The 22,906-nt window shown below is 71.6% G+C and carries 17 protein-coding genes; 12 read left to right on the top strand and 5 right to left on the bottom strand.

What is annotated here, in order from left to right:
* The first annotated feature begins 98 nt into the window (after nucleotides 1-98).
* From xylB to adh, 6 genes are all read left to right on the top strand, one after another.
* Nucleotides 99-1,550, top strand: a complete 1,452-nt coding sequence (xylB, locus tag DCW30_RS15350) for a xylulokinase (protein ID WP_076687403.1) — start codon at nucleotides 99-101, stop codon at nucleotides 1,548-1,550.
* Nucleotides 1,551-1,564: 14 nt separating this feature from the next.
* Nucleotides 1,565-2,845, top strand: coding sequence for an ROK family transcriptional regulator (locus tag DCW30_RS15345; protein WP_076687402.1), 1,281 nt, complete (start codon nucleotides 1,565-1,567; stop codon nucleotides 2,843-2,845).
* 366 nt (nucleotides 2,846-3,211) lie between these two features.
* Nucleotides 3,212-4,231, top strand: coding sequence for an acetamidase/formamidase family protein (locus DCW30_RS15340; protein ID WP_076687401.1), 1,020 nt, complete (start codon nucleotides 3,212-3,214; stop codon nucleotides 4,229-4,231).
* A gap of 432 nt (nucleotides 4,232-4,663) precedes the next feature.
* A complete protein-coding gene (locus tag DCW30_RS15335) occupies nucleotides 4,664-5,284 on the top strand; it encodes an N-acetylmuramoyl-L-alanine amidase (RefSeq protein ID WP_076687400.1) in 621 nt (206 codons plus the stop codon).
* Nucleotides 5,285-5,407: 123 nt separating this feature from the next.
* Complete coding sequence (locus tag DCW30_RS15330; RefSeq protein ID WP_076687399.1) at nucleotides 5,408-6,670, top strand: GAF domain-containing protein; 1,263 nt, start codon at nucleotides 5,408-5,410, stop codon at nucleotides 6,668-6,670.
* A 297-nt stretch (nucleotides 6,671-6,967) separates the two neighbouring features.
* Nucleotides 6,968-8,491, top strand: coding sequence for an aldehyde dehydrogenase (gene adh, locus DCW30_RS15325; protein ID WP_076687398.1), 1,524 nt, complete (start codon nucleotides 6,968-6,970; stop codon nucleotides 8,489-8,491).
* Between the two features lie 205 nt (nucleotides 8,492-8,696).
* Here adh and DCW30_RS37475 read toward each other — a convergent pair whose 3' ends face one another.
* Nucleotides 8,697-9,539 (bottom strand): site-specific integrase, encoded by an 843-nt coding sequence (locus DCW30_RS37475; RefSeq protein WP_237283464.1) that lies wholly within the window; start codon nucleotides 9,537-9,539, stop codon nucleotides 8,697-8,699.
* Entirely contained in the window at nucleotides 9,530-9,706 is a 177-nt protein-coding gene (locus DCW30_RS38115) for a hypothetical protein (protein ID WP_418347334.1), read from the bottom strand. The genes DCW30_RS37475 and DCW30_RS38115 overlap by 10 nt, the downstream gene beginning before the upstream one ends.
* A gap of 128 nt (nucleotides 9,707-9,834) precedes the next feature.
* Between DCW30_RS38115 and DCW30_RS15315 the strand changes: the two genes are divergently transcribed.
* On the top strand, nucleotides 9,835-11,019 hold the full coding sequence (locus tag DCW30_RS15315; protein ID WP_076688372.1) for an IS701 family transposase: 1,185 nt from the start codon (nucleotides 9,835-9,837) through the stop codon (nucleotides 11,017-11,019).
* Between the two features lie 223 nt (nucleotides 11,020-11,242).
* Here the strand turns inward: DCW30_RS15315 and DCW30_RS15305 are convergent, their stop codons facing one another.
* Nucleotides 11,243-14,545, bottom strand: coding sequence for a DEAD/DEAH box helicase (locus DCW30_RS15305; protein ID WP_079250222.1), 3,303 nt, complete (start codon nucleotides 14,543-14,545; stop codon nucleotides 11,243-11,245).
* 164 nt (nucleotides 14,546-14,709) lie between these two features.
* On the opposite strand from DCW30_RS15305, the gene DCW30_RS15300 reads away from it, so the two are divergent.
* Both DCW30_RS15300 and DCW30_RS15295 read left to right on the top strand, forming a co-directional pair.
* Nucleotides 14,710-15,198, top strand: coding sequence for a hypothetical protein (locus DCW30_RS15300; RefSeq protein WP_076687397.1), 489 nt, complete (start codon nucleotides 14,710-14,712; stop codon nucleotides 15,196-15,198).
* Nucleotides 15,195-18,368, top strand: a complete 3,174-nt coding sequence (locus DCW30_RS15295; RefSeq protein WP_076687396.1) for a tetratricopeptide repeat-containing protein — start codon at nucleotides 15,195-15,197, stop codon at nucleotides 18,366-18,368. Before DCW30_RS15300 ends, DCW30_RS15295 begins: the two co-directional genes overlap by 4 nt.
* Nucleotides 18,369-18,413: 45 nt before the next feature.
* Here the strand turns inward: DCW30_RS15295 and DCW30_RS15290 are convergent, their stop codons facing one another.
* The gene (locus tag DCW30_RS15290; RefSeq protein WP_076687395.1) at nucleotides 18,414-19,370 is read right to left on the bottom strand and encodes an anti-sigma factor RsbA family regulatory protein; all 957 of its coding nucleotides are present in this window, start codon (nucleotides 19,368-19,370) and stop codon (nucleotides 18,414-18,416) included.
* Nucleotides 19,367-20,236 (bottom strand): MEDS domain-containing protein, encoded by an 870-nt coding sequence (locus DCW30_RS15285; RefSeq protein WP_076689614.1) that lies wholly within the window; start codon nucleotides 20,234-20,236, stop codon nucleotides 19,367-19,369. Before DCW30_RS15285 ends, DCW30_RS15290 begins: the two co-directional genes overlap by 4 nt.
* Nucleotides 20,237-20,593: 357 nt before the next feature.
* On the opposite strand from DCW30_RS15285, the gene DCW30_RS15280 reads away from it, so the two are divergent.
* From DCW30_RS15280 to DCW30_RS15270, 3 genes are read left to right on the top strand one after another with little or no spacing between them, the layout of a single operon-like run.
* Nucleotides 20,594-20,995: an STAS domain-containing protein gene (locus DCW30_RS15280; RefSeq protein WP_076687394.1), complete on the top strand. Its 402-nt coding sequence runs from the start codon at nucleotides 20,594-20,596 to the stop codon at nucleotides 20,993-20,995.
* Between the two features lie 32 nt (nucleotides 20,996-21,027).
* On the top strand, nucleotides 21,028-21,684 hold the full coding sequence (locus DCW30_RS15275) for a response regulator transcription factor (RefSeq protein WP_062780233.1): 657 nt from the start codon (nucleotides 21,028-21,030) through the stop codon (nucleotides 21,682-21,684).
* Between the two features lie 47 nt (nucleotides 21,685-21,731).
* On the top strand, nucleotides 21,732-22,892 hold the full coding sequence (locus DCW30_RS15270; protein WP_206740255.1) for a PAS domain-containing sensor histidine kinase: 1,161 nt from the start codon (nucleotides 21,732-21,734) through the stop codon (nucleotides 22,890-22,892).
* Nucleotides 22,893-22,906: the final 14 nt, after the last annotated feature.

Here is a 22,906-nt window from a genome sequence, read left to right as displayed (position 1 = left end):
TGGCCCTTTACAAATTAGTATCCGAGAGCCCCGGTGGGAAGGTCGTGGAGGAAACTACGGGGCAGCATCGGGGAAGAGCCGCAGGAACGGAGACCGGAATGTCATCAGCTCCATCGGCCCAAGGGCCTCTTGTCGTCGGCGTGGACACGTCCACGCAGTCCACCAAGGCCCTGGTCGTCGATGTGGCCTCCGGCCACGTCGTGGCGAGAGGCCAGGCCCCGCACCGGGTCAGCACGGGCGAGGGCCGCGAGAGCGACCCGCAGGAGTGGTGGGAAGCTCTGTGTACGGCCCTTCAGCAGTGCGGCCCCGCCGCACGGGAGGCCGCCGCCGTGTCGGTCGGCGGCCAGCAGCACGGTCTCGTCACGCTCGGCCGCGACGGCGATCCGGTCCGGCCGGCCCTGCTGTGGAACGACGTGCGCTCCGCTCCGCAGGCCAGGTCCCTCCTTGAGCGACTCGGCGGACCCAAGGTGTGGGCGGACCGCGTCGGAAGCGTGCCGGGGCCCTCCTTCACCGTGACGAAGTGGGCCTGGTTCGCCGAGCACGAACCGGCTGCCGCCCGCGCCACGACCGCCGTGCGCCTCCCCCACGACTACCTCACGGAACGCCTCACGGGAGTCGGCACGACCGACCGCGGCGACGTCTCCGGCACAGGCTGGTGGGCGTCGGGCCCGGAGGCGTACGACGAGGAGATCCTCGACATGGTGGGCCTTGATCCCACGATGCTCCCGCGCGTGGCCCGCCCCGGCGAGGTGGTCGGAACCGTGCGCGGCAGCGGACTGCCCTTCTCCAAGGGCACGCTGGTCGCTCCCGGCACCGGCGACAACGCTGCGGCCGCCCTGGGGCTCGGACTGCGGCCCGGCACTCCGGTGCTGAGCCTCGGCACATCCGGGACGGTGTACGCGGTCTCCGAGCGTCGCCCCACGGACCCGACCGGCACCGTCGCGGGCTTCGCCGACGCGCGTGGCGACTGGTTGCCGCTGGCCTGCACGCTCAACTGCACCCTCGCCGTCGACCGGGTGGCCGCCCTCCTGGGCCTGGACCGTGAGGCGGTCGCACCGGGCGGGACCTCCACACTCCTGCCGTATCTGGACGGAGAGCGGACCCCTGACCTGCCCCATGCCTCCGGCCTGCTCCACGGACTGCGGCACGACACGACGCCGGGACAGTTGCTGCAGGCGGCGTACGACGGGGCCGTGCACTCCCTGCTCGGCGCGCTCGATCTGGTCCTCGACGCGGACGCCGACCGGTCGACCCCGCTGCTGCTGATCGGCGGCGGCGCGCGAGGGGCGGCCTGGCAGCACACCGTGCGACGCCTCTCCGGGCGTCCCGTACAGGTTCCCCGGGCCCAGGATCTGGTCGCGCTCGGTGCCGCGGCGCAGGCGGCGGGCGTGCTGACCGGCGAGGATCCGGCGGCGATCGCCCGGCGGTGGGGAACCGCCGAGGGACCGGTGCTCGACCCCGTGGAGCGGGACGAGGAGACGCTGTCCCGGATCTCCGGGGTACTCTCCGACGCGGCGCCGCTCCTGGACAGGGTGCCCAACGGGGAGTGAGGACCGACCGAAGCATGACCGCACCGCTGCACGAAGACCGCCGGGGTGGGACCGGTACGCCGCTGCGCGAGGAACGCCAGGGGACGTCCGGCCCGCCGCTGCGAGGGAGGTCCGGTGCACCACAGCTCGACACCCAGCAGGGAATACGCCGCCGCAACCTCTCCCGGGTGATGTACGCCGTCGCCGCGCACGGCCCGCTGTCCCGTGCCGCCGTGGCCTCCAGGATCGGCCTGACGCGGGCAGCCGTCTCCACGCTCGTGGACGAGCTGATCCGCTCGGGCCACCTGGACGAGCTGGGCCCCGAGCGCCCCGGGCGGGTGGGCCGGCCGGGGTCCGCCCTCGCGATGAGCGCGCGCGGGCCCGTCGGCATCGGTGCCGAGGTGGGCGTCGACCACCTCGCGGCGTGTGCGGTCGACCTGCGCGGAGAGGTACGCGTGCGTGCCGTGCGGCGAGCGAGCAACCGCGGCCGCTCCCCCGGGCCGGTGCTCGAAGAGCTCACCGCTCTGGTACGCAAGGTGAGCGCGGAAGCGCGCGAGGCGGGCATGTCCCCCGCGGGCCTCGCGGTGGCCGTGCCCGGTCTCGTGTCCCGGGACTCACGAACGGTCGTACGCGCACCCAACCTCGGCTGGCACGACATCGACCTCGCCCCGCTCCTGCCCGCCGAGCTGCCGCTGACGGTGGACAACGAGGCGAACTTCGGCGCCCTGGCGGAACTGTGGCTCGGTGAGGACACACCGGAGGACTTCCTGCACGTCTCCGCGGAGATCGGCGTGGGCGCCGCGCTGGTGGTCGACGGCCGGCTGCTGCGCGGGACACGCGGATTCGCGGGCGAACTGGGCCATGTGCCGATATGGCCGGAAGGTCCCGCCTGCCCCTGCGGCGGCCGAGGCTGCCTGGAGCAGTACGCGGGCCAGGAAGCGGTACTGCGGGCCGTGGGCCTGGAGGAGCGGGAGGACCGGGTAGAGCTGCTGGCGGAGTGCGCCGACGCGGGGGACGAGACGGTGCGACGGGCGCTGAGCGACGCGGGCACCGCGATGGGCATCGCACTCACCGGCGCCGTCAATCTTCTGGACCCCCGAGCAGTGGTGCTCGGCGGAGCCCTGTCGCGCCTCGCGCCCTGGCTGCTGCCGTCGCTGGAACGGGAGCTGGCGGGACGCACCGCGGGCCGTGCCTGCCGGGTGACGGCGTCCGTGCTGGGGCCGGACGGACCGCTGCTGGGCGCGGCCCACTCGGTGGCGCGGGCCGTGTTGGACGATCCCGTAGGGGCGGTAGGAGCGGGCGCGGGAGGCGGTTGAACGCGCGGAGGCGTGATCCTGCCGACGCGGAAACAGACCCATCAACCGCCCCATACCCCCGTACGAGTGGCCGAGATATCCACAATCACGCGGCCACCCACAGATGTGGGCTCCGCTCTTCCGCCTCAACCAGCGAGCGCCGTAACGTGATTCACGCGAGGCGCCACCGCATTGGCGGCACGGGTGCCTCGCGGATCGGGGGATTTTCCACATGTCGGGAGAGAGCAACTCGGCGCCGTGCCGTGGCGCCGCCGGGCCGTGTGACGTCCTGTCACAGGGTCTTACCGCACCGTTCCGCCACTGGCGATCCCGTACTGGTCCACGACCGTTCGACGGCCCGTCCGGCCAGAGTGGAGCAGTGCAGCGATGAGCGACCCCAGGATTGTGACCGTGCGGCCCGCGCCCGGCGAGTACGCCTGGACGTTCGGTGGTGCACCGCCCATAGCGCGCGTCTCGCCGGGCACGGCCCTCGACCTGTTCACAGAGGACTGTTTCGCCGGGAACGTGCGGTCGGAGAAGGACCTGGTCTCCGAGGTCTGCGAGTTTCCGTTCCTCAATCCGCAGACCGGCCCCTTCTATGTCGAAGGGGCGGAGCCCGGTGACACCGTCGCCGTGCACTTCGTCTCCATCGAGCCCGCACGCGACTGGGCTGCGTCCACGACGGTCCCGCTGTTCGGCGCCCTCACATCCACGCACTCCACCGCCTCGCTCCAGCCTCCCCTGCCCGAAGCCGTGTGGATCTGGCAGCTCGACCGGGCGAGGCGCACTGCTCGTTTCACCGCGCGCGACGGTGATTTCGAGAAGGACCTGCCCATGGACCCCATGCACGGCACGGTCGGTGTCGCCCCGGCCAATCTGGAGGTGCGCTCGGCACTGGTGCCCGACGCCCACGGCGGGAACATGGACACGCCCGAGATGCGAGCCGGCGTCACCTGTTACCTCGGGGTGAATGTCGAGGGAGCCCTGGTGAGTCTGGGCGATGGGCACGCGCGGCAGGGCGAGGGGGAAACGTGTGGGGTGGCCGTCGAGTGCGCCATGAACACGATGGTGATCGTCGAGCTCCTGAAGGGAGTGGCCACTCCTTGGCCGCGCCTGGAGTCCGACACGCACATCATGTCCACTGGCTCGGCACGTCCGCTGGAGGACGCTTTCCGCATATCGCAGCTCGACCTGGTGCAGTGGCTAGTGCGTGACTACGGCTTCAGCGAACTGGACGCCTACCAGTTCGCGACGCAGACGGTGGAGTCGCCGCTCGCCAACGTATGCGACACCAACTACACGTGCGTGGCGAAGCTCCGCAAGGAGTGGCTGCCGGCGCGTGAGACGCACCGGGGTCTGCATGCTCACCTACGCGAGGTGGCCGCCTCGCTCCCTCCCGGGAAGTGAGGCGGCGCCCAGAAGGCGCGGGGCCAGGAGCCTCACACCCCGCCGGGAGAGTGGCCCGCCACCCCACGGCCCCCATGGCGTGGCCCGCCCCCTGGCCCCGTCCCATGACCCGCCAAGCGGCCGCTGTCCCTTGCAGCACTGAGATCGGAGGCACCTCTGCACAACACGAGCCGGTGACCTACATGGGCTGACGGCCCGCACGGTTTACGGTCATCACGAACAAACGATCTACGTGACCTTTCCTCCCGGCCCTCGCAGCCGTCGCGAGCAGCGCCCTGGGCCTTCGGTCCCGCTCCTCGGATCTCTCAGATCCCTCGGGTTCTCGGGTCCCCCGGGTCCCTCGGGTTCCGGGTCCTCGCGGCAGTGAGTCGAGCAGCCCTCTCACGAGCAGCGCAGTTCAGCCGTTCCCCCCCACCGAGAGGCAGTTCAGTCATGGATCGAGCAAGACAGTTCCCGAGCAGGCGCCGGCTGTTGCAGGGCGCGGTCGCGACCGCTGTGCCGGCGGCATTCCTGTCCTCCTCCTCACACGCGCTAGCCGGCTCACGCGGTACCGCCGGCTCCCGGGCGGTCGACTATCCGGGGGCCGAGTGGGTGCCGGCCAGTACCTCCAACTACACCGCCGCCAACCGCCCCAGCACCTACGCCATCGACTACGTGATCATTCACGTCACCCAGGAGACGTACGCGGACACACTGGCCATCTTCCAGAACCCGGCGAAACAGGTCTCGGCCCACTACGTGGTGCGCTCGAAGGACGGTCACATCGCCCAGTGCGTCCGCAACCGCAATGTCGGCTGGCACGCGGGGAACTGGTCCTACAACACACGCAGTATCGGCATCGAGCACGAAGGGTGGGTCGACAAACCGGAGTACTTCACCAACGCCATGTATGAGCGGTCAGCCGCACTGACCGCCGCCATCTGCGCGAAGTACGGCATCCCGAGGGACCGCGAGCACATCCTCGGGCACCATCAAGTGCCCGGGTCCGACCATACGGACCCCGGCCCGAACTGGGACTGGTCGCGCTACATCCGCCTCGTCAACTCCGCCTGAGACGACTTGGCCCCACCGGACCTGGAGGCTGAGGCTGAGAGATCTGTTCCGTGCGGCACGCTTGTCGGCTCCCGTTCCCGGGGCGACGATGGCACCACCGCATCGCCGTTCCGGGAGGCCGCTTTGACCGATCCATGGGTGGCCTTGGCTCCGGGCGCCGACCCCGCCGAGCGGGTGCGGATGCTGCGTCAGGCGCACGAGAGGTTCACCGCGGGCGGGACGGTGGTCCGGCCGGTGCGTTCCGTCGTGGCCGACTCCTGGCGCAGGTCGGCGCGGGCCCGGGTCAGTCCGGAGGGTGCGGGGGCGGCGGTGGAGCTTACGGACGGGGACCTCGGCGCGTACCGGGCCGAGCATCCGTTGGCGAGGGTGATGCCGCTGTTCCGGGAGTTGATGGGGACCTTCGCGGCGGACGGGGAGCATCTGCTGGCCGTCTGTGATGCCCAGGGCAGGCTGTTGTGGGTCGAGGGGCATCCGGTGACGCGGCGGCGGGCAGGGGGGATGAACTTCGTACCGGGTGCCCGGTGGGCGGAGGCGGACGTGGGGACCAACGCGCCGGGCACGGCGGTGGCCGTGGGGCGGCCGGTTCAGGTGTTCGCCGCGGAGCACTTCATGCGGACGGTGCAGCCGTGGACGTGCGCGGCGGCTCCGGTGCATGATCCGCGTACCGGGCGGCTGATCGGGGCGGTCGACATCACCGGAGGTGACGGATTGGCGCACCCGCACAGTCTCGCCTTCGTGCAGGCCGTCGCCAGGGCCGCGGAGTCGCAGCTCGCCCTGCTGGCACCGCCGGTGCGCACCGGGGCAGCCCTGGTACTCACCGCGCTGGGGCGGGACGAGGCTCTGCTCCTGGCGGGTGGGCGCAAGGTCCGCCTCAGCCGCAGGCACAGCGAGATCGTCGTACTGCTCGCCCGCCACCCGGAGGGGCTGAGCGCGGACGAACTGCTGTACGCGCTGTACGAGGACGAATCGGTGCCGCAGGTGACGTTGCGGGCGGAGATGGCACGGCTGCGGCGGGTGCTCGGGGCGGACCTACTGCGGTCACGTCCGTATCGGCTGGCGGTGCCGGTCGAGTGTGACGCCGACACGGTCGAGCGTCGCCTGGGGACGGGTGCGGTGACGGCGGCGGTGGCCGCGTATGCCGGGCCGTTGCTGCCGCAGTCGCAGGCACCGGCGCTGGTCAGGCTGCGGCGCAGGCTCGCCGAGCAGCTTCGGGCCGCGCTCGTTGACCGCGGCGACCCTGATCTGCTGGCGGAGTGGGTGCGTACACCGTGGGGCGAGGATGATCTGGGCGTGTGGCGGGCCCTGGCGGCACTGCGTCCGACACCGTCGGTTCTGGTCCGACTCCGTGCGCTGGACGCCGAGTTGGACTCGTCCGCGCAAGGCTGACCGCCCGTCACTTCATCCCCACGGGCCGGGATCGCGGGCTCCCTCCCTCTCTCCCTCCCCCCTCCTACCTGCCCCCCTCCCCTCTCTCCCGCTCTCTCGTCCCCTGCCCCTGCCCCTTCTCCTCCTTGCCTGACACATCTAGCGATCCGCTGGGGGCGAGCGCTCGTGGCGTACGACGGAGCCGGGGCGTCGTGTATCCGCCTGCCCGTGCTGCAACGTCGGCGCAACCTTCGTGCGCCTAGCCTCCCAGCGCGAGCTGCCCGATGGCGGGCGGCGTTCCTCGGGAGGCAAGCCAAGATGACCCGTTACGCAGCGCCCGGTGCCGAGGGTGCGATCGTCTCCTACCAGTCCCGCTATGACCACTTCATCGGCGGCGAGTACGTGGCGCCCGCACGCGGCCAGTACTTCGAGAACCCGAGCCCGGTCAACGGGCAGCCGTTCACCGAGATCGCCCGGGGCACTGCGGAGGACGTCGAGCGGGCCCTCGACGCGGCGCACGCGGCGGCGCCCGCCTGGGGACGAGCCTCCACGACCGAGCGGTCAGACGTCCTGCGCAAGATCGCCGACCGGATGGAGGCCAATCTCGAACAGCTCGCCGTCGCCGAGAGCTGGGAGAACGGCAAGCCGGTCCGGGAGACGCTGGCGGCCGACATCCCGCTCGCCATCGACCACTTCCGCTACTTCGCCGGGGTCCTCCGCGCGCAGGAGGGGACGCTGAGCGAAATCGACGAGGACACCATCGCGTACCACTTCCACGAGCCGCTCGGCGTCGTCGCGCAGATCATTCCGTGGAACTTCCCGATCCTCATGGCGACATGGAAGCTGGCACCTGCCTTGGCCGCGGGGAACGCCGTCGTCCTCAAGCCCGCGGAGCAGACACCGGCCTCCATCCACTACTGGATGAGTCTCGTCGCCGATCTGCTGCCGCCGGGGGTCGTCAACATCGTCAACGGGTTCGGGGTCGAGGCGGGCAAGCCGCTGGCCTCCAGTCCGCGCGTCGCCAAGGTGGCGTTCACGGGGGAGACGACCACGGGGCGGTTGATCATGCAGTACGCCTCGGAGAACATCAAGCCCGTCACGTTGGAGCTCGGCGGCAAGTCGCCGAACATCTTCTTCGACGACGTGTGGGCGGCGGACGACGACTTCAGGGACAAGGCGCTGGAGGGCTTCACGATGTTCGCCCTCAACCAGGGTGAGGTCTGCACCTGTCCGTCACGGGCGCTCGTCCAGCGCGGGCAGTACAGCGAGTTCCTGGAGGCGGCGGTCGCCAGGACCGAGCAGATCAAGGCCGGGCATCCGCTCGACACCGACACGATGATCGGCGCCCAGGCCTCCAACGACCAGTTGGAGAAGATCCTCTCCTATCTGGACATCGGGCAGCAGGAAGGCGCCAAGGTCCTCACGGGCGGACAGCGGATCGACTACGACGGCGAATTGGCGGGCGGCTACTATGTTCAGCCCACCATTTTCGAGGGCGACAACCGCATGCGGATCTTCCAGGAGGAGATCTTCGGACCGGTCGTCTCGGTCGCGTCGTTCAACGACTTCGACGACGCCATCAAGATCGCGAACGACACGCTCTACGGCCTGGGCGCCGGAGTGTGGACACGTGACATGAACACCGCCTACCGGGCAGGGCGGGCGATCCAGGCGGGTCGCGTCTGGACGAACTGCTACCACGCGTATCCCGCGCACGCGGCGTTCGGCGGTTACAAGCAGTCGGGCATCGGACGCGAAACGCACAAGATGATGCTGGAGCACTACCAGCAGACGAAAAACCTCTTGGTGTCGTACTCGCCGAAGAAGCTGGGCTTCTTCTAGGAGCACGAGAAAGGGTGCCTGACCTGCACTTTTGCCCGTCAGGCACCTTGCGCTCGGCCCACTCAGAGCAAAGCCCGGTTTACACGGTAACTCCCAGTTCCTCCCGCCGTTATCCCACTCCTGACCAGCTGTTCCGGACCAGTGGCGGACCAAACCCCGGCTCACGGCCCAGGCACCGTGCCCTGACTGACGTGATCCCACTCCTTCATCGACTGCTCGATGAGGCGGTTGGCCTGCTCTCGGACGCCGTCCAGGAACTTGGCGTAGTGGCGAAAGAGGACCTCGATGCTCTGGCCCGCACGGCGAGCCATTCGGCAGGGTCCACACCGGAGTACAGCCAGAACGAAATCCCGGCGTGCCGAAGATCGTAGGGCCGCTTGGCCAGACCCGAGGCAAGTTCCGTGCGGGTCAGGACGTAGCGGGTCAGGACGTACTTGCGCGCCCGCGCCCACGTCACGTATGTGAGCCCGGAGGATGCATACGCTGCGGCGGGATGGGCACAGGCCGGGTGGCGGTGGTCGCGCGGCGCTTGAGTGCGTGGTTCGGGCAGTTGGCACTGTTCGAGCCGGAGGTGGATGACCTCCGCCGACCGCATGGCCACGTAGTACATGCAACCGAAGAACGCCTCCAGGTGAGGACCGCGGCCACGCTGCTGAGCCACCGCCGCAAGCAGCCGGACGACCTGGGCAGGATTGGGAACGGCGGCCGGGTTCACCTCCTCGTCGACCGCCGGAGCCTTCCATCTGAGCCCGTTGAGCGGGTTCTCCGCGAAGTACCCCTTCTCGACTGCAGTGTTGAGCATTTCGCCGAAAGCAGCCTGCTTGCGCCGCGCTGTCTTGGTCGCAGCTGCCGTGCCGTCCAGCTTGCGTGAGACCGCGGCGCCGCGGGTCGTCGGTGTCGACGAGTAGCCGTCAGCCATGGCGTGGATAACCTCCTCCAAGGCCGCGGCGTACCGGTCGGTAGCCCACTCCTGGCCGACGACGTCGTCGACCGTCATGGAGTCGATGAGCAGGATGGCCCGCTCGGTCCCATCGTCGGTCAGTTCCATGGGCGTTGGGGCGATCGTCTCGGAGGAGCGGACTTCGTCGCCGTGCTGAGGGCGTGCAGCACGATCACGTCCTCTTTCACCCGCAGCAGGCCGAGCCTCTCGCGCCCGTGCCACGCGAATTTCGCTATGGCCGCCGCGCTGCTGCGTTCGAGGGCCTTCCTGAGCAGGGCTTGGCGGCGACCTGCCCGTCGCCCTGGCGGTAGCAGCCTTCCCCAATACGTAGCGGGTCGATCGCTTCTTAGTACTGCAACGGTCTTTGGCGTGACTGGTGGCCAGCTTGGTCGTTTATGTGGTTATGGGCGGGGAGTTTGCTGATGTCACGTTGTGGGCCGGGGAACTGGGTGCGGTGCACGAGCGGTTCGTGCACCGGTTCAACAGGGAAGAGCCGCGGCAGTCGGCGCTTGCCTATATGCGGGGGCTGATCGCTCCGCTGGAGCGGAAGAACGGCTGGACACTCGCGGAAGAAGCCGGGCACGCGGGCCCTGACCGGATCCACCGGCTGCTGAACCGGATCGAGTGGGACGCCGACGAAGTCCTTGACGACGTGCGCGACTACGTCGTTGAGCACCTCGGAGACCGGGATGCCGTCCTGATCATCGATGACACCGGATTCCTCAAGAAGGGCATCCGCTCGGCCGGGGTGCAACGTCAATACTCCGGCACCGCCGGTCGCACCGAGAACAGTCAGATCGGCGTGTTCCTCGCCTACGCCGGCAGCCGCGGACGCACGTTGATCGACCGCCGTTTGTATCTGCCCACCTCCTGGACCGACGACCGGGAAAGGTGCCGACAAGCTGGCATCAAGGACACTGTCGCCTTCGAGACGAAGGTAGCCATGGCCAAAGCGATGGTCCGCCGGGCGATCCACGACAGGATCCCGTTCAGATGGGTGACGGCCGATGCCGCCTACGGCTACAGCAAGGGCTGGCGCTTCGAGCTGGAACAAGCCGACGTCTTCCATGTCATGGCCACCACCCGGCACGACACCGTCGTCACCCGCTGGTCCATCGACCACCCCGTCCACGATCTTTTCCCCGGCCTGCCCAGACAGAAGTGGAAGCGCCGTTCCTGCGGCAACGGGGCCCATGGCCCACGGGTCTACGACTGGGCCCGAGTGGAGGTCCGCCCCTGGCACCGGCCCGACCGGCAACACTGGGTCATCGCCCGCCGAAGCGTTCGCCGGCCCGAGGAGATCTCTTACTACATCGCCTACTGCCCGGCAGGCACCACGCTGGACGAACTGATCCGCGTCGCGGGCAGCCGCTGGGCCATTGAGGAGTGCTTCCAGACCGCGAAGGGCGAGTGCGGCCTGGATGAGTACCAGGTCCGCCGCTACGACGGCTGGCACCGCCACATGACCCTGGCCATGGCCGCCCACGCCTGCCTGACCGTCCTGCGGGCCCGGCAACTGGACACACACAAAGCAGAAACGGATCCTCCGAGCTCATCCACCTCAGCCTCGCCGAGATCAGACGCCTGATCACCCGCCTCACCAACCGCCGACCGGTGTCCATCGACCACATCCTGCACTGGTCAGCCTGGCGACGACGACGTCAACAGCAAGCCCGCACCAGCCACTACACACGACGCGGACACCCACCCCCACACCCCGAACAACCATCACAACAAAGACCGTTGCAGTACTAGGGCCATGGACGACCGGGACGGGGCCCGACCCCTCCCGGCTGCGGCCAGGTCTCCCTTCAGTCCAAGCCGTTGTACGCGGACAGCCAGCCCGTGGCACAGCGGTCGCCCCGGGTGAAGACGGCGGCGCCGCGGTGGCCGAGCTGCGGGTCGTCCGGTGCCGGGCGCGGGTAGGGGATGTCGACCGGGGAGTGTTCGGGCGGGTGTGACTCCACGGATGTGCCGTCCCACAGTTGCACGGTCGCGCCACGCGGGCAGCCCCGGACCAGGACCCCGTCCGGGCCCGGGGTCAGGAGCGCTCCCGTCGTCCGCTCCGCGAGGAGTTGCCGGTAGCGCTGGTCGGGCAGGGCGCAGCCGGTGGGCGGCGTGGTGCCCGGCCAGTCGGGGGCGCCGATGCCCCGCGTGCGGGCGGCACGCCACATCCGCGGCACGAGCCGGGCGGCGAGCGGCGCGGTGGCCATCTGCTCGCACATCCACAGCAGACGCCCGGACCCGCGGCGCGGGCCGAGTTCACGCCAGCGGATACGGGCGGCCAGGTCGGCGGCGACGACGGCCGCCCAGGGATGCGCGGTGCCGAGCGGGCCCTGTGCGCCGAGCCAGGCCAGGTAGCGCTGGGACTCCTCGTAGATGCCGGTGAGGCTCTCGGCGGGAATGCCGAGGACGTACGGGGAGCGGGTGCGGAACACCTGGGGGCTGTGGGCGACCAGGAGCAGCGCCGCCCGCGCCAGGTCTCCGGGGGTCACCGGTTCGTCCACCGGTCGGGCCGGGGCGTCGTCCGACTCGGTGCCCGGAGGGTCCAGATGGCCGCCGTCATGCAGGACGCGCAGCAGCGTGGCGCGGGCCCGGTCGGTGAACTGCGCCTGCTGCAGGTTCGGCAGGTGCGCGGCGAGCAGGACGGTGAGCAGGTGCTCCGCGGCGTCCGGGTCCCGGGGCACGGGGGCGGCGCGCAGCGCGTCGGACAGGTCGTCGGCGAGGTCGGTGGCGAGCATGAATCGGCTGGTCAGGGTGCCGAGCTCAGTGGCCGCGAGGGTGTCCTCGGGCTCAGGGACGGGATCGGGGCCGGGATCGGGGCCGGGGCCGCGGCGCAGGAAGCGGGCCTCGATGAGGAATTCGACGGCGTCGTACAGCGGGTCGAAGCTCTCGTTGCCCTGGTAGGAGGAGAGGGTGCGGGTCCACCAGTCCTCGGCCTCGCGGAGCGTGCGCACGCGGCCCTGTACCGCCTCGGCCAGCAGATGGTCGGGCAGGCGCTCGCGGATGCGGGAGCGCACGGTGTAGCCGGCGGCCAGACGGGCCTGCCACTCGGGCCGGTCGGCGCCGTCGGTGAGGAGGAACGCCCAGCCCTCGCGCTCACCGGCGCCGACGCGCCCGGCGCGGCCGAACATCTGCTGGACCATGGAGACCTCGACCCGGTCCAGGCCGATCTCGGTGTCCCGTACGACGACGGCGCGGGCCGGAAGGTTGACCCCGGCCGCTACGGTCGACGTCGCCACCAGGGCGTTCGCCGCACGGCTCCGGAAGGCTTTCTCGGCCTCGCGCTTGTAGGGCCAGTCCCGGTAGTGGAGGCGTACGCCCGTCGGCGAGCAGAGCCGTTCGACGGCCTCCGGGTCGTCCTTGTCGACGCCCTTGGTGATGGCCCCGCGCTCCTCGGCGAGGGCGAGCGCGGTCATGCGCACGCCGCGCTTGCTGCCGCAGAACACCAGGGCGCTGCCGCCCTCGTCGGCGATGGCGCGGACCTGCCGTGCGGCGGCACGGGTGCGGGCCGCGGCGCGGGCACCTCGGTCGCTGTTGGTGGACGCGGCGGGGACGGGGATCTGCCAGATCAGCCGGGTGGGCCGCCACGTGGTGCGCACGAGGCGGGCGCCGAGCCAGTCGGCGACCTCGTCGGCATTGGCGACCGTCGCGGACAGGCCGACGATGCGCACCTGTCCGGTGTCCTGGCCGACGCGCGCGAGCAGGGCCTCCAGGATGGGGCCGCGGCCGGGGTCGCCGAGCAGATGGACCTCGTCGACGACGAGGCAGCCGACGTCGGCGAGGGCGTCACGCAGCGAGCCGGTGCGGCAGATGGCCTCGAACTTCTCGGTGGTGGCGATCCAGATGTCGGCCTTGCGGATCAACTCGGCGTCGACGGCGTACTCGCCGGTGAGGCGGACCACGCTCAGTCCGTTGTCGCGCCACAGGTCGAGTTCGCGGTCGAGTTCGTCGGTCAGAGAGCGCTGGGGCACGAGCCAGGCGGCCTTGCGGCCCTGGGCGTTGGCCTTGAGGGCGGCGACCATGCCGATCGGGGTCTTGCCCGCGCCGGTCGGGGCGACGACCACGACGTTCCCGTCGTCCTCGATGACCGCCGGGACGGCGTCGGCCTGCGCCGGGTTGAAGGTCGGGTACTTCAGGAACCGCGCCCAGCCCTGTGGCACCAGGTCGGTCACCGGAACGTAGGCGTCGTCGGCGTCCTCGGCCAGGGCGTCGAGGGCGTCCCACTGCAGCGCGAACGCGTCACGGGCGGCATGGGCGCCGGGGCCCGCGACCGGGGCGGCCGGCAGCGGCCCGGTGCGGACGGGGAACGCGACGAGGTCGGTGCGGCCACCCACGTCGTTGACGGTGCCGACGACTTCCGCCTCCTGCCAGTGCCGCGCACAGCGGTAGGGGACGCCCTTGTCGGCCAGGTGCGCGCGCAGGGCGTCGAAGTCCGGGCCGTCCGGCATGATGACGCGGATGTCCTCGGCCGCGTCGATCGCCGCGGCAGGCGGCCGCCAGTGCGGGTCGGTCACCTTGCACCAGTAGAGGAGCCGCGGTTCGGGTTCGGCCGGCAACGGCAGGTCCGCAGGCCAACCGGAGGCGGGTGAGGCCGAATTGGAGGTGATGACGCGTGCGGGGCCGGGCCCGGGCCGGAGTGTCACGCCGGGGGAGGCATGGATCGGTGTGATGGTCAGGCCGCCCGGCTTGTCGCCCGTGGGGCACGGGCCGAGCAGCATGCGCCACGTGTCGTCGGCCCCGGGGGCGGCATCCGGGTTCGCGGCGGGAACGGGAGCCGGGGCGGACTCCCGACCGCTGCGGCCCATGAGCTTGTCGTACCTCTTCACCCCGAGATCCGCCAGGGCGTAGGCGGCGGGGCAGCTCGGACAGACGACGGCGACGTAGCGGTAGACGCGGCCCTGGGACTCATACGGCCTGCGCAGAGAGTGCAGTTCACCGCCACAGGCGGGACAGCCGCGCGGCACCCTCTCCTCGTAACTCCAGCCGGGCTCCTCGAACCGGGCCAGGAGCGGGGCGGTCAGCTCGACCCCCCACCGCGTGCGGACCAGGTCCGGCACGGTTTCCCCCGACGCGGCCGATCCGGCCCGCTCTCCCCCACCAGCCGTGCGCATGGACCAACTCTGGCACAGGGGCAACCGTGGAGCGAGTGATCACTCACACGTTGGCCGACCTGTCGGCACGGCCCCCGGCTTCCGGCTGGATGTTCTACGGTCATCGGTGCGGGACGCGGCGCATGGAGCGCGCGACGTCAGCGGGGCCCGCAGAGGGAGGAATTGTGCTCGACGAACTCGTGATGGCCGGTGGTACGGCGGTGGTCGGGGCCATGGCCACCGACTCCTGGATACTCGCCCGCACCCGCGTGGCGGAGCTGTTCCGGCGTCGCGGCGGCGAGGAACGGCAGCAGGCGATCGAGGGCCAACTCGACAGCAACGCCGCACTGGTGGCGGAGGCCGAGGACGGCGACCAGGTACGGCAGACGCTCCTTCCCCTGTGGCAGCTCGAACTGCGCTCGCTGCTGCGGCGCGACCCGGCCGCGGCCGAGGAGTTGCGGGCCCTGATCGAGGAGATCCGGCCCGCAGGGAACAGCGAGCCGAAGTGGGTGCAGGACGTCGTCGTGCGGGACAACGGGAAGGCGTTCCTGGTGCAGGGCGGAAACATCGTCAACCACCACCACGGCGCCGAGTCGGCGACGGACCGCACGGCCGAATCACCGCGGAGGGAACGGGAGGGCGGGAGCGAGGGCGCCGACGGGGCCGCCCGGTGACAGGGGCTGACGCGGGCGCCCGGCGGGGCCCGCGGGTCACCACGGGTGGCGGCGCCGCGCCGCCGCCCGCCCCGGCCGCAGAGGCGGCCGTCCACCAGACGATCCGGGTGGAGAGCGGCTTCGGGTACGGCGTCGTGGGCGCCGACCTGCACGTCTTCGCGGATCGTGGGCCCGTCTACCTGCTCGGCGAGCGCCCCGCGACCCCCGTGCCCGACGGCTCCTGGCTGCTCGACCAGCCCAGCCGGATGCTCAACGCCCGCTACCGGCTGGTCGACTTCACCGGCCGGGAGCGGGAGCGCGCCGAACTCGTCGCCTGGCGGGACGCCGCCGGGCCGCGGCTCTCGGCGACGTGGCTGCACGGCCCCGGCGGGCAGGGGAAGAGCCGCCTCGCCGACGAGTTCGCCGCCGAGAGCGCCGCCGCCGGCTGGAAGGTCGTCACCGCCACGCACGGCCCGGGAGCCCTTCTGGACGCGGGCCGGGACGGCGGGGTGGACCTGCGGCCCACCGGGGCTCGCGGTCTGCTCCTCGTGGTCGACTACGCGGACCGCTGGCCCGTCTCACACCTCGCCTGGCTGTTCAGCAACCGGCTGTTCGCCGGTTCGCTGCCGACCCGGCTGCTGCTGCTCGCCCGCTCGGCCTCCGCCTGGCCCGCCGTGCGCTCCGCCCTGGAGGACGTCATGGCCGGCACGCGGGACCAGGAGCTGCGCCCGCTGGGCGTCCCCGGCGGCGACCCGGGGGCCCGGTCGGCGATGTTCGTCGCGGCCCGGGACTGCTTCGCCGCCCGGTACGGCGTTCCCGACCCGGCCGTGATCGCACGACCGAGGGATCTGGACGGCCCGGAGTTCGGACTCGTCCTCGCGGTGCACATGGCCGCCCTGGTCGCCGTCGACGCCCACGTGCGCGGCGAACAGGCGCCGGACGACCTGGCCGGCCTCTCCGCGTACCTCCTGAACCGGGAGCGGCGGCACTGGTCCCGGCTGTGGGAGAACCGCCTGGAGGGCCTGGACTTCGGCACGCCGCCGAGCGACATGAACCGCGTCGTGTTCACGGCGGCCCTCACCGGGGCCGTGTCGCCGGAGGAGGGCAGCGCCCTGCTCGCGGGGATCGGCCTCGATCGGCCGCCGCGGCTGCTCACCGACCACGGCACGTGCTATCCGGCAGCGGAGCCCGGCGCCGTCCTGGAGCCGCTCTACCCGGACCGGCTCGCCGAGGACTTCCTGGCCCTCAGCCTCGACGGGCACCACGTGACCGGCTATCCGGCCGCCCCCTGGGCAGCGCCGACAGCGCGCACGCTCAGCGCCCGCGGCCCTGACGGCGCGGTCGCGCCGTCGGTCACGCGCGGCCTGACGTTCCTGGCCGCCGCGGCGGCGCCGGGGCGCTGGCCGCATGTCGCCGGGCATCTGGAGCAGATCCTGCGGCAGGACCCGTCGGTGGCCGTCGCCGCGGGCAGCGCGGCTCTGGAGGCGCTGGCCCAGACCACCCTTCCGGTCCCCGTACTCGCCTCCGTGGAGGCCTGCTTCCCGGAGTTCGGGCAGCTCGACCTGGACGCGGGCATCGCGTCGTTCACCGCCCGGCTGGTCGCCGCGCGCCTCCCCGACACCGCCGACCCCGCCGAACGCGGCCGCCTGCAACAGGGCCTCGGCTTCCGGCTCGGCCGGGCGGGGCGGGCGCGAGAGGCGCTGGCCGCGGACGAGGAGTCGGTGCGCTGCTTCCGGGAGGCGGCGGCCGCCGTGGCACACCCGGCCGGGTCGCCCCTGTCGTCCCCTTCGCCGCCCGCGGCCCCGTCCACACCCACATCCCCTTCCACGGCCGCGTTCTCGTCCATGGCCGCGTTCTCGTCCGCAGCACCACGGGCGGCATCGACCGCGGCCCTGGCGACCGCGCTGCTGCACCTGACGCAGCACGCCTTCGACGCCGACGCCCCCGACCGCGCCCTGCACGCGGCCGAGGAGGCGGCCTCGCTCTTCCAGGAGCTGGCCGGGGCGGACCCGGCGGCTCATGAGCCCGGCTTCGCCCTGGCCCTCGCGCAGGTGGGCAGGGGCCTGGCCGCGGCGGGTCACCCCGACCGGGCCATGGCCCCCACGCAGCAGGCGGTGGGAATCTTCTGGCGTCTGACGGCGACCCTGCCCGGTCAGTACGAGACCGGCCTCGCGCTCGCCCTGAACAACCTCGGCATCTACTCCTGGCAGCTGCGTCGCCTCTCGGACGCCGTGGCCGCGCAGGCGCGGGCCATCGAGTTCGCCCGGCGCGGCCTGGCGGCCGACCCGCCCTCGGGGTCGCTGCTCGCCCGCGCGTTCGTACTCGGCGAGGCCGAGCTGGCGCAGTGCCTGGACAACCTGGCCGTCCTGCTGTGGGCGTCGCGGCGCAGGGAGGAGGCGGTGACCTCGCTGGAGGAGGCGGTCGCGACCGCGCGACGGCTGGCCGCGGTGGCGCCCTCCGTGCACGAGCCCGTCCTGGCCGACCTCGGGTCGCGGCTCGCCACCTATCTGGGGCGGTTGCAGCGGTGGCAGGAGGCACGCGTCCTGGCCGATGAGATGGCGGGGGTCACCGCACGGCTCGCGGAGGCCGACCCGGTCCGGCACGAGGGCGCCCATGCGAAGATCCTGCGCCAGTCGGCCGTGGCACGGCTCGCCGTCGGAGGTGACCTCGCCGCCGCGCGCCGGGACGCCGACACGTCCGTGGCGATCTGTCGGCGCCTCGCGGCCAAGGACCACGCGGAGTACGGCCGGGCCCTCGAAGAGGCCCTGGAGACCCAGGAGTTGACGCGGTCGGCGGCCGACGGGCCCAGTGCGCCGATGACACGCTGGACCTCGGAGGAGCACTGGATGAACCTCCTGAACCAGGACGAGGTCTGGCAGGACGTCCAGGACCGCCGCCACCGCCTGGACGAGATGTCCCCGTCCTACTGCGGCAACGTCCTGCGCTTCATCCGCAGGCAGGCGGACCAGCTCGTCGAGATGCTCACCGACGGGCTCGACGTGCCGCCGGAGGCCCTCGGCCTGGCCGACGGCGACGACGCGGCGTCCTGGCTGGACCGCCAGCCCCTGATCGTCGCCCTGACCCGGCGCGCCCGGGGCGAGCCGGCCCGGCCCGAGTTCTGCCACTGCGGTTACCCGGTGGCCCCGGACTGGCACCACGAGCACTGCTATCCGGGCATCATCGTGGACTGAACCGTCGTCGTGGACCGAACCCCGGGCCGCCCCGCTCCCCCGGGGCTACTCCAGCGCCATGTGGAGGCGCAGGACGAGCCCCTGGGCCGTCGCTCTGATCTCGACCAGATCGCACAGCTGGTGCATGATCCACAGCCCTCGGCCGCCGCTCGCCGCTCGGGGATCCGGCCTGCGGCGGCCCTTGAGGGGATCGGTCAGCAGGCCCTGGTCGCGGATCTCCGCGACCAGCTCGCCGCCCGTGCGCCACATGCGCAGCGTCCCCCGGCCGCCGCCATGACGGACCGAGTTGCTGATCGCCTCACTGACCGCGAGGAGCCAGTCCGTGCGGCGGGCCGGGGCCATGCCGGCTGCGGCCGCACAGCGGTCGGCCTCGTCGCGCGCGAACGTCAGTTCCCGCTCCCCGAACGGGAGGACGAGGGCGTCCTGCGGCTCGGGCAGCGGGGTGTCGCAGTCGGAACAGACCTCGTGGGGATCGGCGTAGCGGGAGCTGGCGCGGTAGGCGCGGGAGTCACCGACCACCGGGTGGGTGCGGTGCGCCTGGGCCAGCACGTCCTTCGGCAGGGCCGTGTCGTAGGGGCACAGGATGCTGACCGGGCGGCCGGTGAAGGCGAGGTTGATCAGCGCTTCGTGGCGAGTCGCCTCCGCCGCTTCCTCCGGCGTGCGGCCGACCCAGATCGGCTCCCCCACGATCGACGCCTGCACCGGCGCGTCGCCCGCACGGTCGGCGAACTCCTGGAGCATGGACAGGATGCGGCCCGGGTTGCGTCCGGCCTGCCGCATGTCCACCCATCTGACACGGTCGCGGTCGCCCGCGACGACGTCCTGCAGCAGCGGCAGGCGCGGGCCGGGCACGGCCACGAGCACGGGGTGCTCGCGCTCCAGGGCGTCCCGCACGAACGTTCCGACTCCGTCGAGGTACTCGTCCTCGGTGCCGTAGAAAAGCGCCGGGTGGTAGAAGGCGGCGTGGCCGGGGTCGGCCGAGGCCAGCTCGTGGGTTGTCATCGGTCCACGACCTCCACCGCGGAGTCGAGCTCCGGGAACAGTTGCAGTAGTCGCCGCAGGGGCGAAGGTGCCTTCCGTACTTTGAGTGGCGTGCCGCCCGGCCGCACCGCCGCGGCGTCGGCGAGCACGGCGAGCGAAGCCGCGTCCAGGTGGCGCAGGGCCGAGAGGTCCAGCTCCACCTGCGGAGCCGCCACTCCCGAGACCACAGCGGCCGCGGCGGCGACCGCGTCCCGTGTGTCGTACCCGGCCGACCCCGAGAGCAGCAGGCCGGGCCGGTCCGTCAGCGGGGCGACCCGCAGGGCCGGTACGGAATGAGGTTCCCCGAGGTGCGTCAGGTGCGCACTGGCCAGAACACTCACGTACGCGTCGGACATCAGGCGGCGGTCGTAGAAGCACCGTACCTGCAGCGGGAGCTGTGGGAAAAGTTCGTGGTGCAGGCGCAGCTCGTACTCCAGCAGGCGGTCGGCGCCAATGCTGTCCCTCGCCCCCCAGGACATCTCGCCGATCGCCCGCAGCCCTTGGTATCCGGAGGCGCGGGCGCCTTCCGCGGCGTCGTGCCAGGACCCGATCATCGCGTCCTGGTCGAAACCGGCATCGGCGCGGTGGGGCTGCGGGGCGGCCGTGACGGACAGTTGTCCGCGCGTCACGGCGTCCACCGCGTCGATCCCCGCGTCCGTGAGCGCACGCATCACGCGTTCGGGGGCGGTGGCGTCCACGACATACTTCACCTGCTCGCCGTTTTCCAGACCGCCGCGGACGAAGGCGACAAGGTGTTCGGTCCACTGCCGGTCGTCGGAGAAGACCACGCTGGAGTGGCATCCCTCCAGCGGCTTCCGCTCGGGGGGCGCCTCCACCCTTCGCACCATCGCCACGCTGCACACCCCTCGTCCCGTCCGATGCAGCTTTCCTGCACATGGAAACACACGAAGGCGGTGTCCCTCGCGGGCTTCGCGCGGCCCTCTCGTCGGGGACCAGGCATGTCGACCCGTACCAGGGAAGATACCTCCGACCGTCACTCCGCCGGAAGGCCCTGCGCCAACGGCCTCCAGGGAAGCGTGTTGACTTCCACGTCTAGTGCAGATTCACTAGACCCGGACTGATGCTTCCGCACCATGAGGCGGCGATGCCGCAGCTGACGCCAGGGAGCCTCCCCGCGGGGAAGGCCCAGGAGACCGTGCCGCGCCGGTGACGCCGCACGTGAGCACGGAGAGGTGCGGGACACAGTGACCGACAACCCGTTCACGTCGCATGCCGCTGTCGACGCGGGCGTCGCGCGAGTGACTCTCGCCGGTGAACTCGACTGGGACTCGGCCGCCGCCGTCGAGGAAGCGGTCGCGGCGTGCCTGGTGCGGCGGCCGACGAGTCTCTGCCTCGACCTGACCGGCGTCCACTTCTGCGACTGCTCCGGCCTGACCGCCTTGTTCACCGTACGGAACTCCGTCCTTCGGGCAGGCGTGGAGCTACGCGTCGTAGGCGTCGGCACGCAGTTGGCGCGGCTGCTCTCGCTGATCGGCGCCGACGGCGTCCTCACCGAGGGGACCACGTCCTCTGACCCGGAGCCGACTCACCGCACCGACGCGGCGGCGCTCTCCGCCGAGTCGCGGCTCCGGGACCTTCCGGCATGACCGTGCGGTCCGCCGCCTGCGAGGATGCCCCCATGACCGCACCTCCTCCGCACCGTCGACCGGTCAGAGTCCTGCTGGTGGAGGACCACGACATGGTGGCCGAGGCGATCTGCCTCGCCCTTGAGCGTTCACCGGACCTGCGGATCGTGGGGCGCGCGGCGTCGGTGGCGTCCGCGCTGGCCGACGCCGAGCGGTACGAGCCGGATGTCGTCCTGATGGACCGACGCCTGCCGGACGGTGACGGGGTCGGCGCGATCCCGGGCCTGCTGGCGCTCATACCCGACGTGCGCGTCCTGGTCCTGGCGGGCGAGGGCAGCGCGGGGGTCGCCGCGCGCGTCGCGGAGACGGGCGGCGCCGGTCTGATTCTGAAGGCCCGCGGCCTGCGTGAACTGGAGGACGCCGTGCGCCGGGTGGCGGCGGGCGAGGTGGTGTTCGGCCAGGACCTGCTGGGCGATGTGCTGGGACGGCTGTCCGGCAGGGCGCCGCGTCCTGGTGCGAACCTGACTCCGCGGGAGCGCCAGGCCCTTCGGCTCCTGGGCGAGGGGCACACCACCGCGGAACTCAGCGAGCTGCTGGGGGTCGCCCTCAACACGGGCCGCAATCACGTCCAGCGGGTGCTGGAGAAGCTGGGAGCGCGTTCCCAGCTGGAAGCGGTGACGATCGCGCGGCGTGAAGGGCTCCTGGAGTGATGTCGGAACCGCGACGGCAGCAGCGGACGCGGAAGCAGGCGGCCCCGATGTCGGAAGCGGCCTTCACTCTGCTGGTCCAGGGGGTGCTGGACTACGGCATCTTCATGCTCGACCCGCAGGGCCACATCATCAGCTGGAACGCGGGCGCGGAGCGGATCAAGGGCTACCGGGCCACCGACATCCTCGGCCAGCACTTCTCGGTCTTCTACCCGCCCGAGGACCAGGCGTCGGGCAAGCCCCAGTGGGAGCTGGAGACCGCCGTGGCCGAGGGACGCCTCGAGGACGAGGGCTGGCGGGTCCGCAAGGACGGCTCCCGGTTCTGGGCGAACGTGGTCATCACCGCCTTGTGGGACGAGGACGGCGTACTCCAGGGGTTCGGCAAGGTCACCCGCGACATGTCCGAGCGGCGGGCGGCGCAGCACGCCCTCCATGAGCGGCGGCGCTTGTTCGACCACCTGGTCCAGGCGCAGGAGACGGAACGCCGGCGCATCGCGTGGGACGTCCACGACGACTCCATCCAGACCATGGTCGCCGTGGGGATGCGGCTGGAACTGCTGGCGGACCGGGTGCCGGAGTCGTGCTCCGCGGAACTGCGGCGTCTCGACGCCTCGGTGCGCGAGGCGATCAGCCGTCTGCGCAGCCTGACCTTCCGGCTGCATCCGCCCGGCATCGACCGGCACGGCCTGGTCGCAGGGCTCTCCAGCCACCTGCACGACGTCGTCGGCTCCTCCTGGGGGATGACCTACTCGTTCGAGCACCAGCTGGACCGTGAACCCACGCCGGAGACGGCCATCACCATCTTCCGCATCGTCCAGGAGGCACTCCTGAACGTGCACAAGCACGCGCGCGCGAGCAGAGTCGACGTCCGCGTCTCGTCGGCCGACGGGGGCATCGTGACGCGTGTCGTGGACGACGGGACCGGCGAGCCGGCGTCCCGGGACGGTGTTCGCGACCACTTCGGGGTCATCGAGATGCGGGAGCGGGCCGAGACGGCGGGAGGATGGTGGTCCATGCACAGCCGGCCCGGAACGGGCACGACGGTCGAGTTCTGGGTGCCGAACCCGCTTCCGGCAGCGCCTTCGCCTTCGGCGCGAGAACGGGAATGGGAACTGGCCCTGGACCTGGACCCGGACCTGGAACCAGCTTGGGAGTCAGAGCCCGAACCGGAAGCCGGGCCGGGACCGGGGTCGAGGGGCTACCTGCCATGACCGCGGCGGCTTCG

It is taken from the genome of Streptomyces alfalfae (assembly GCF_004127445.1).
In the GTDB taxonomy this organism is placed as follows: Bacteria; Actinomycetota; Actinomycetes; order Streptomycetales; family Streptomycetaceae; genus Streptomyces; species Streptomyces alfalfae.
The sequence above is the reverse complement of the archived record's forward strand: the minus strand, read 5'-3'. Positions and strand labels throughout refer to the sequence as shown.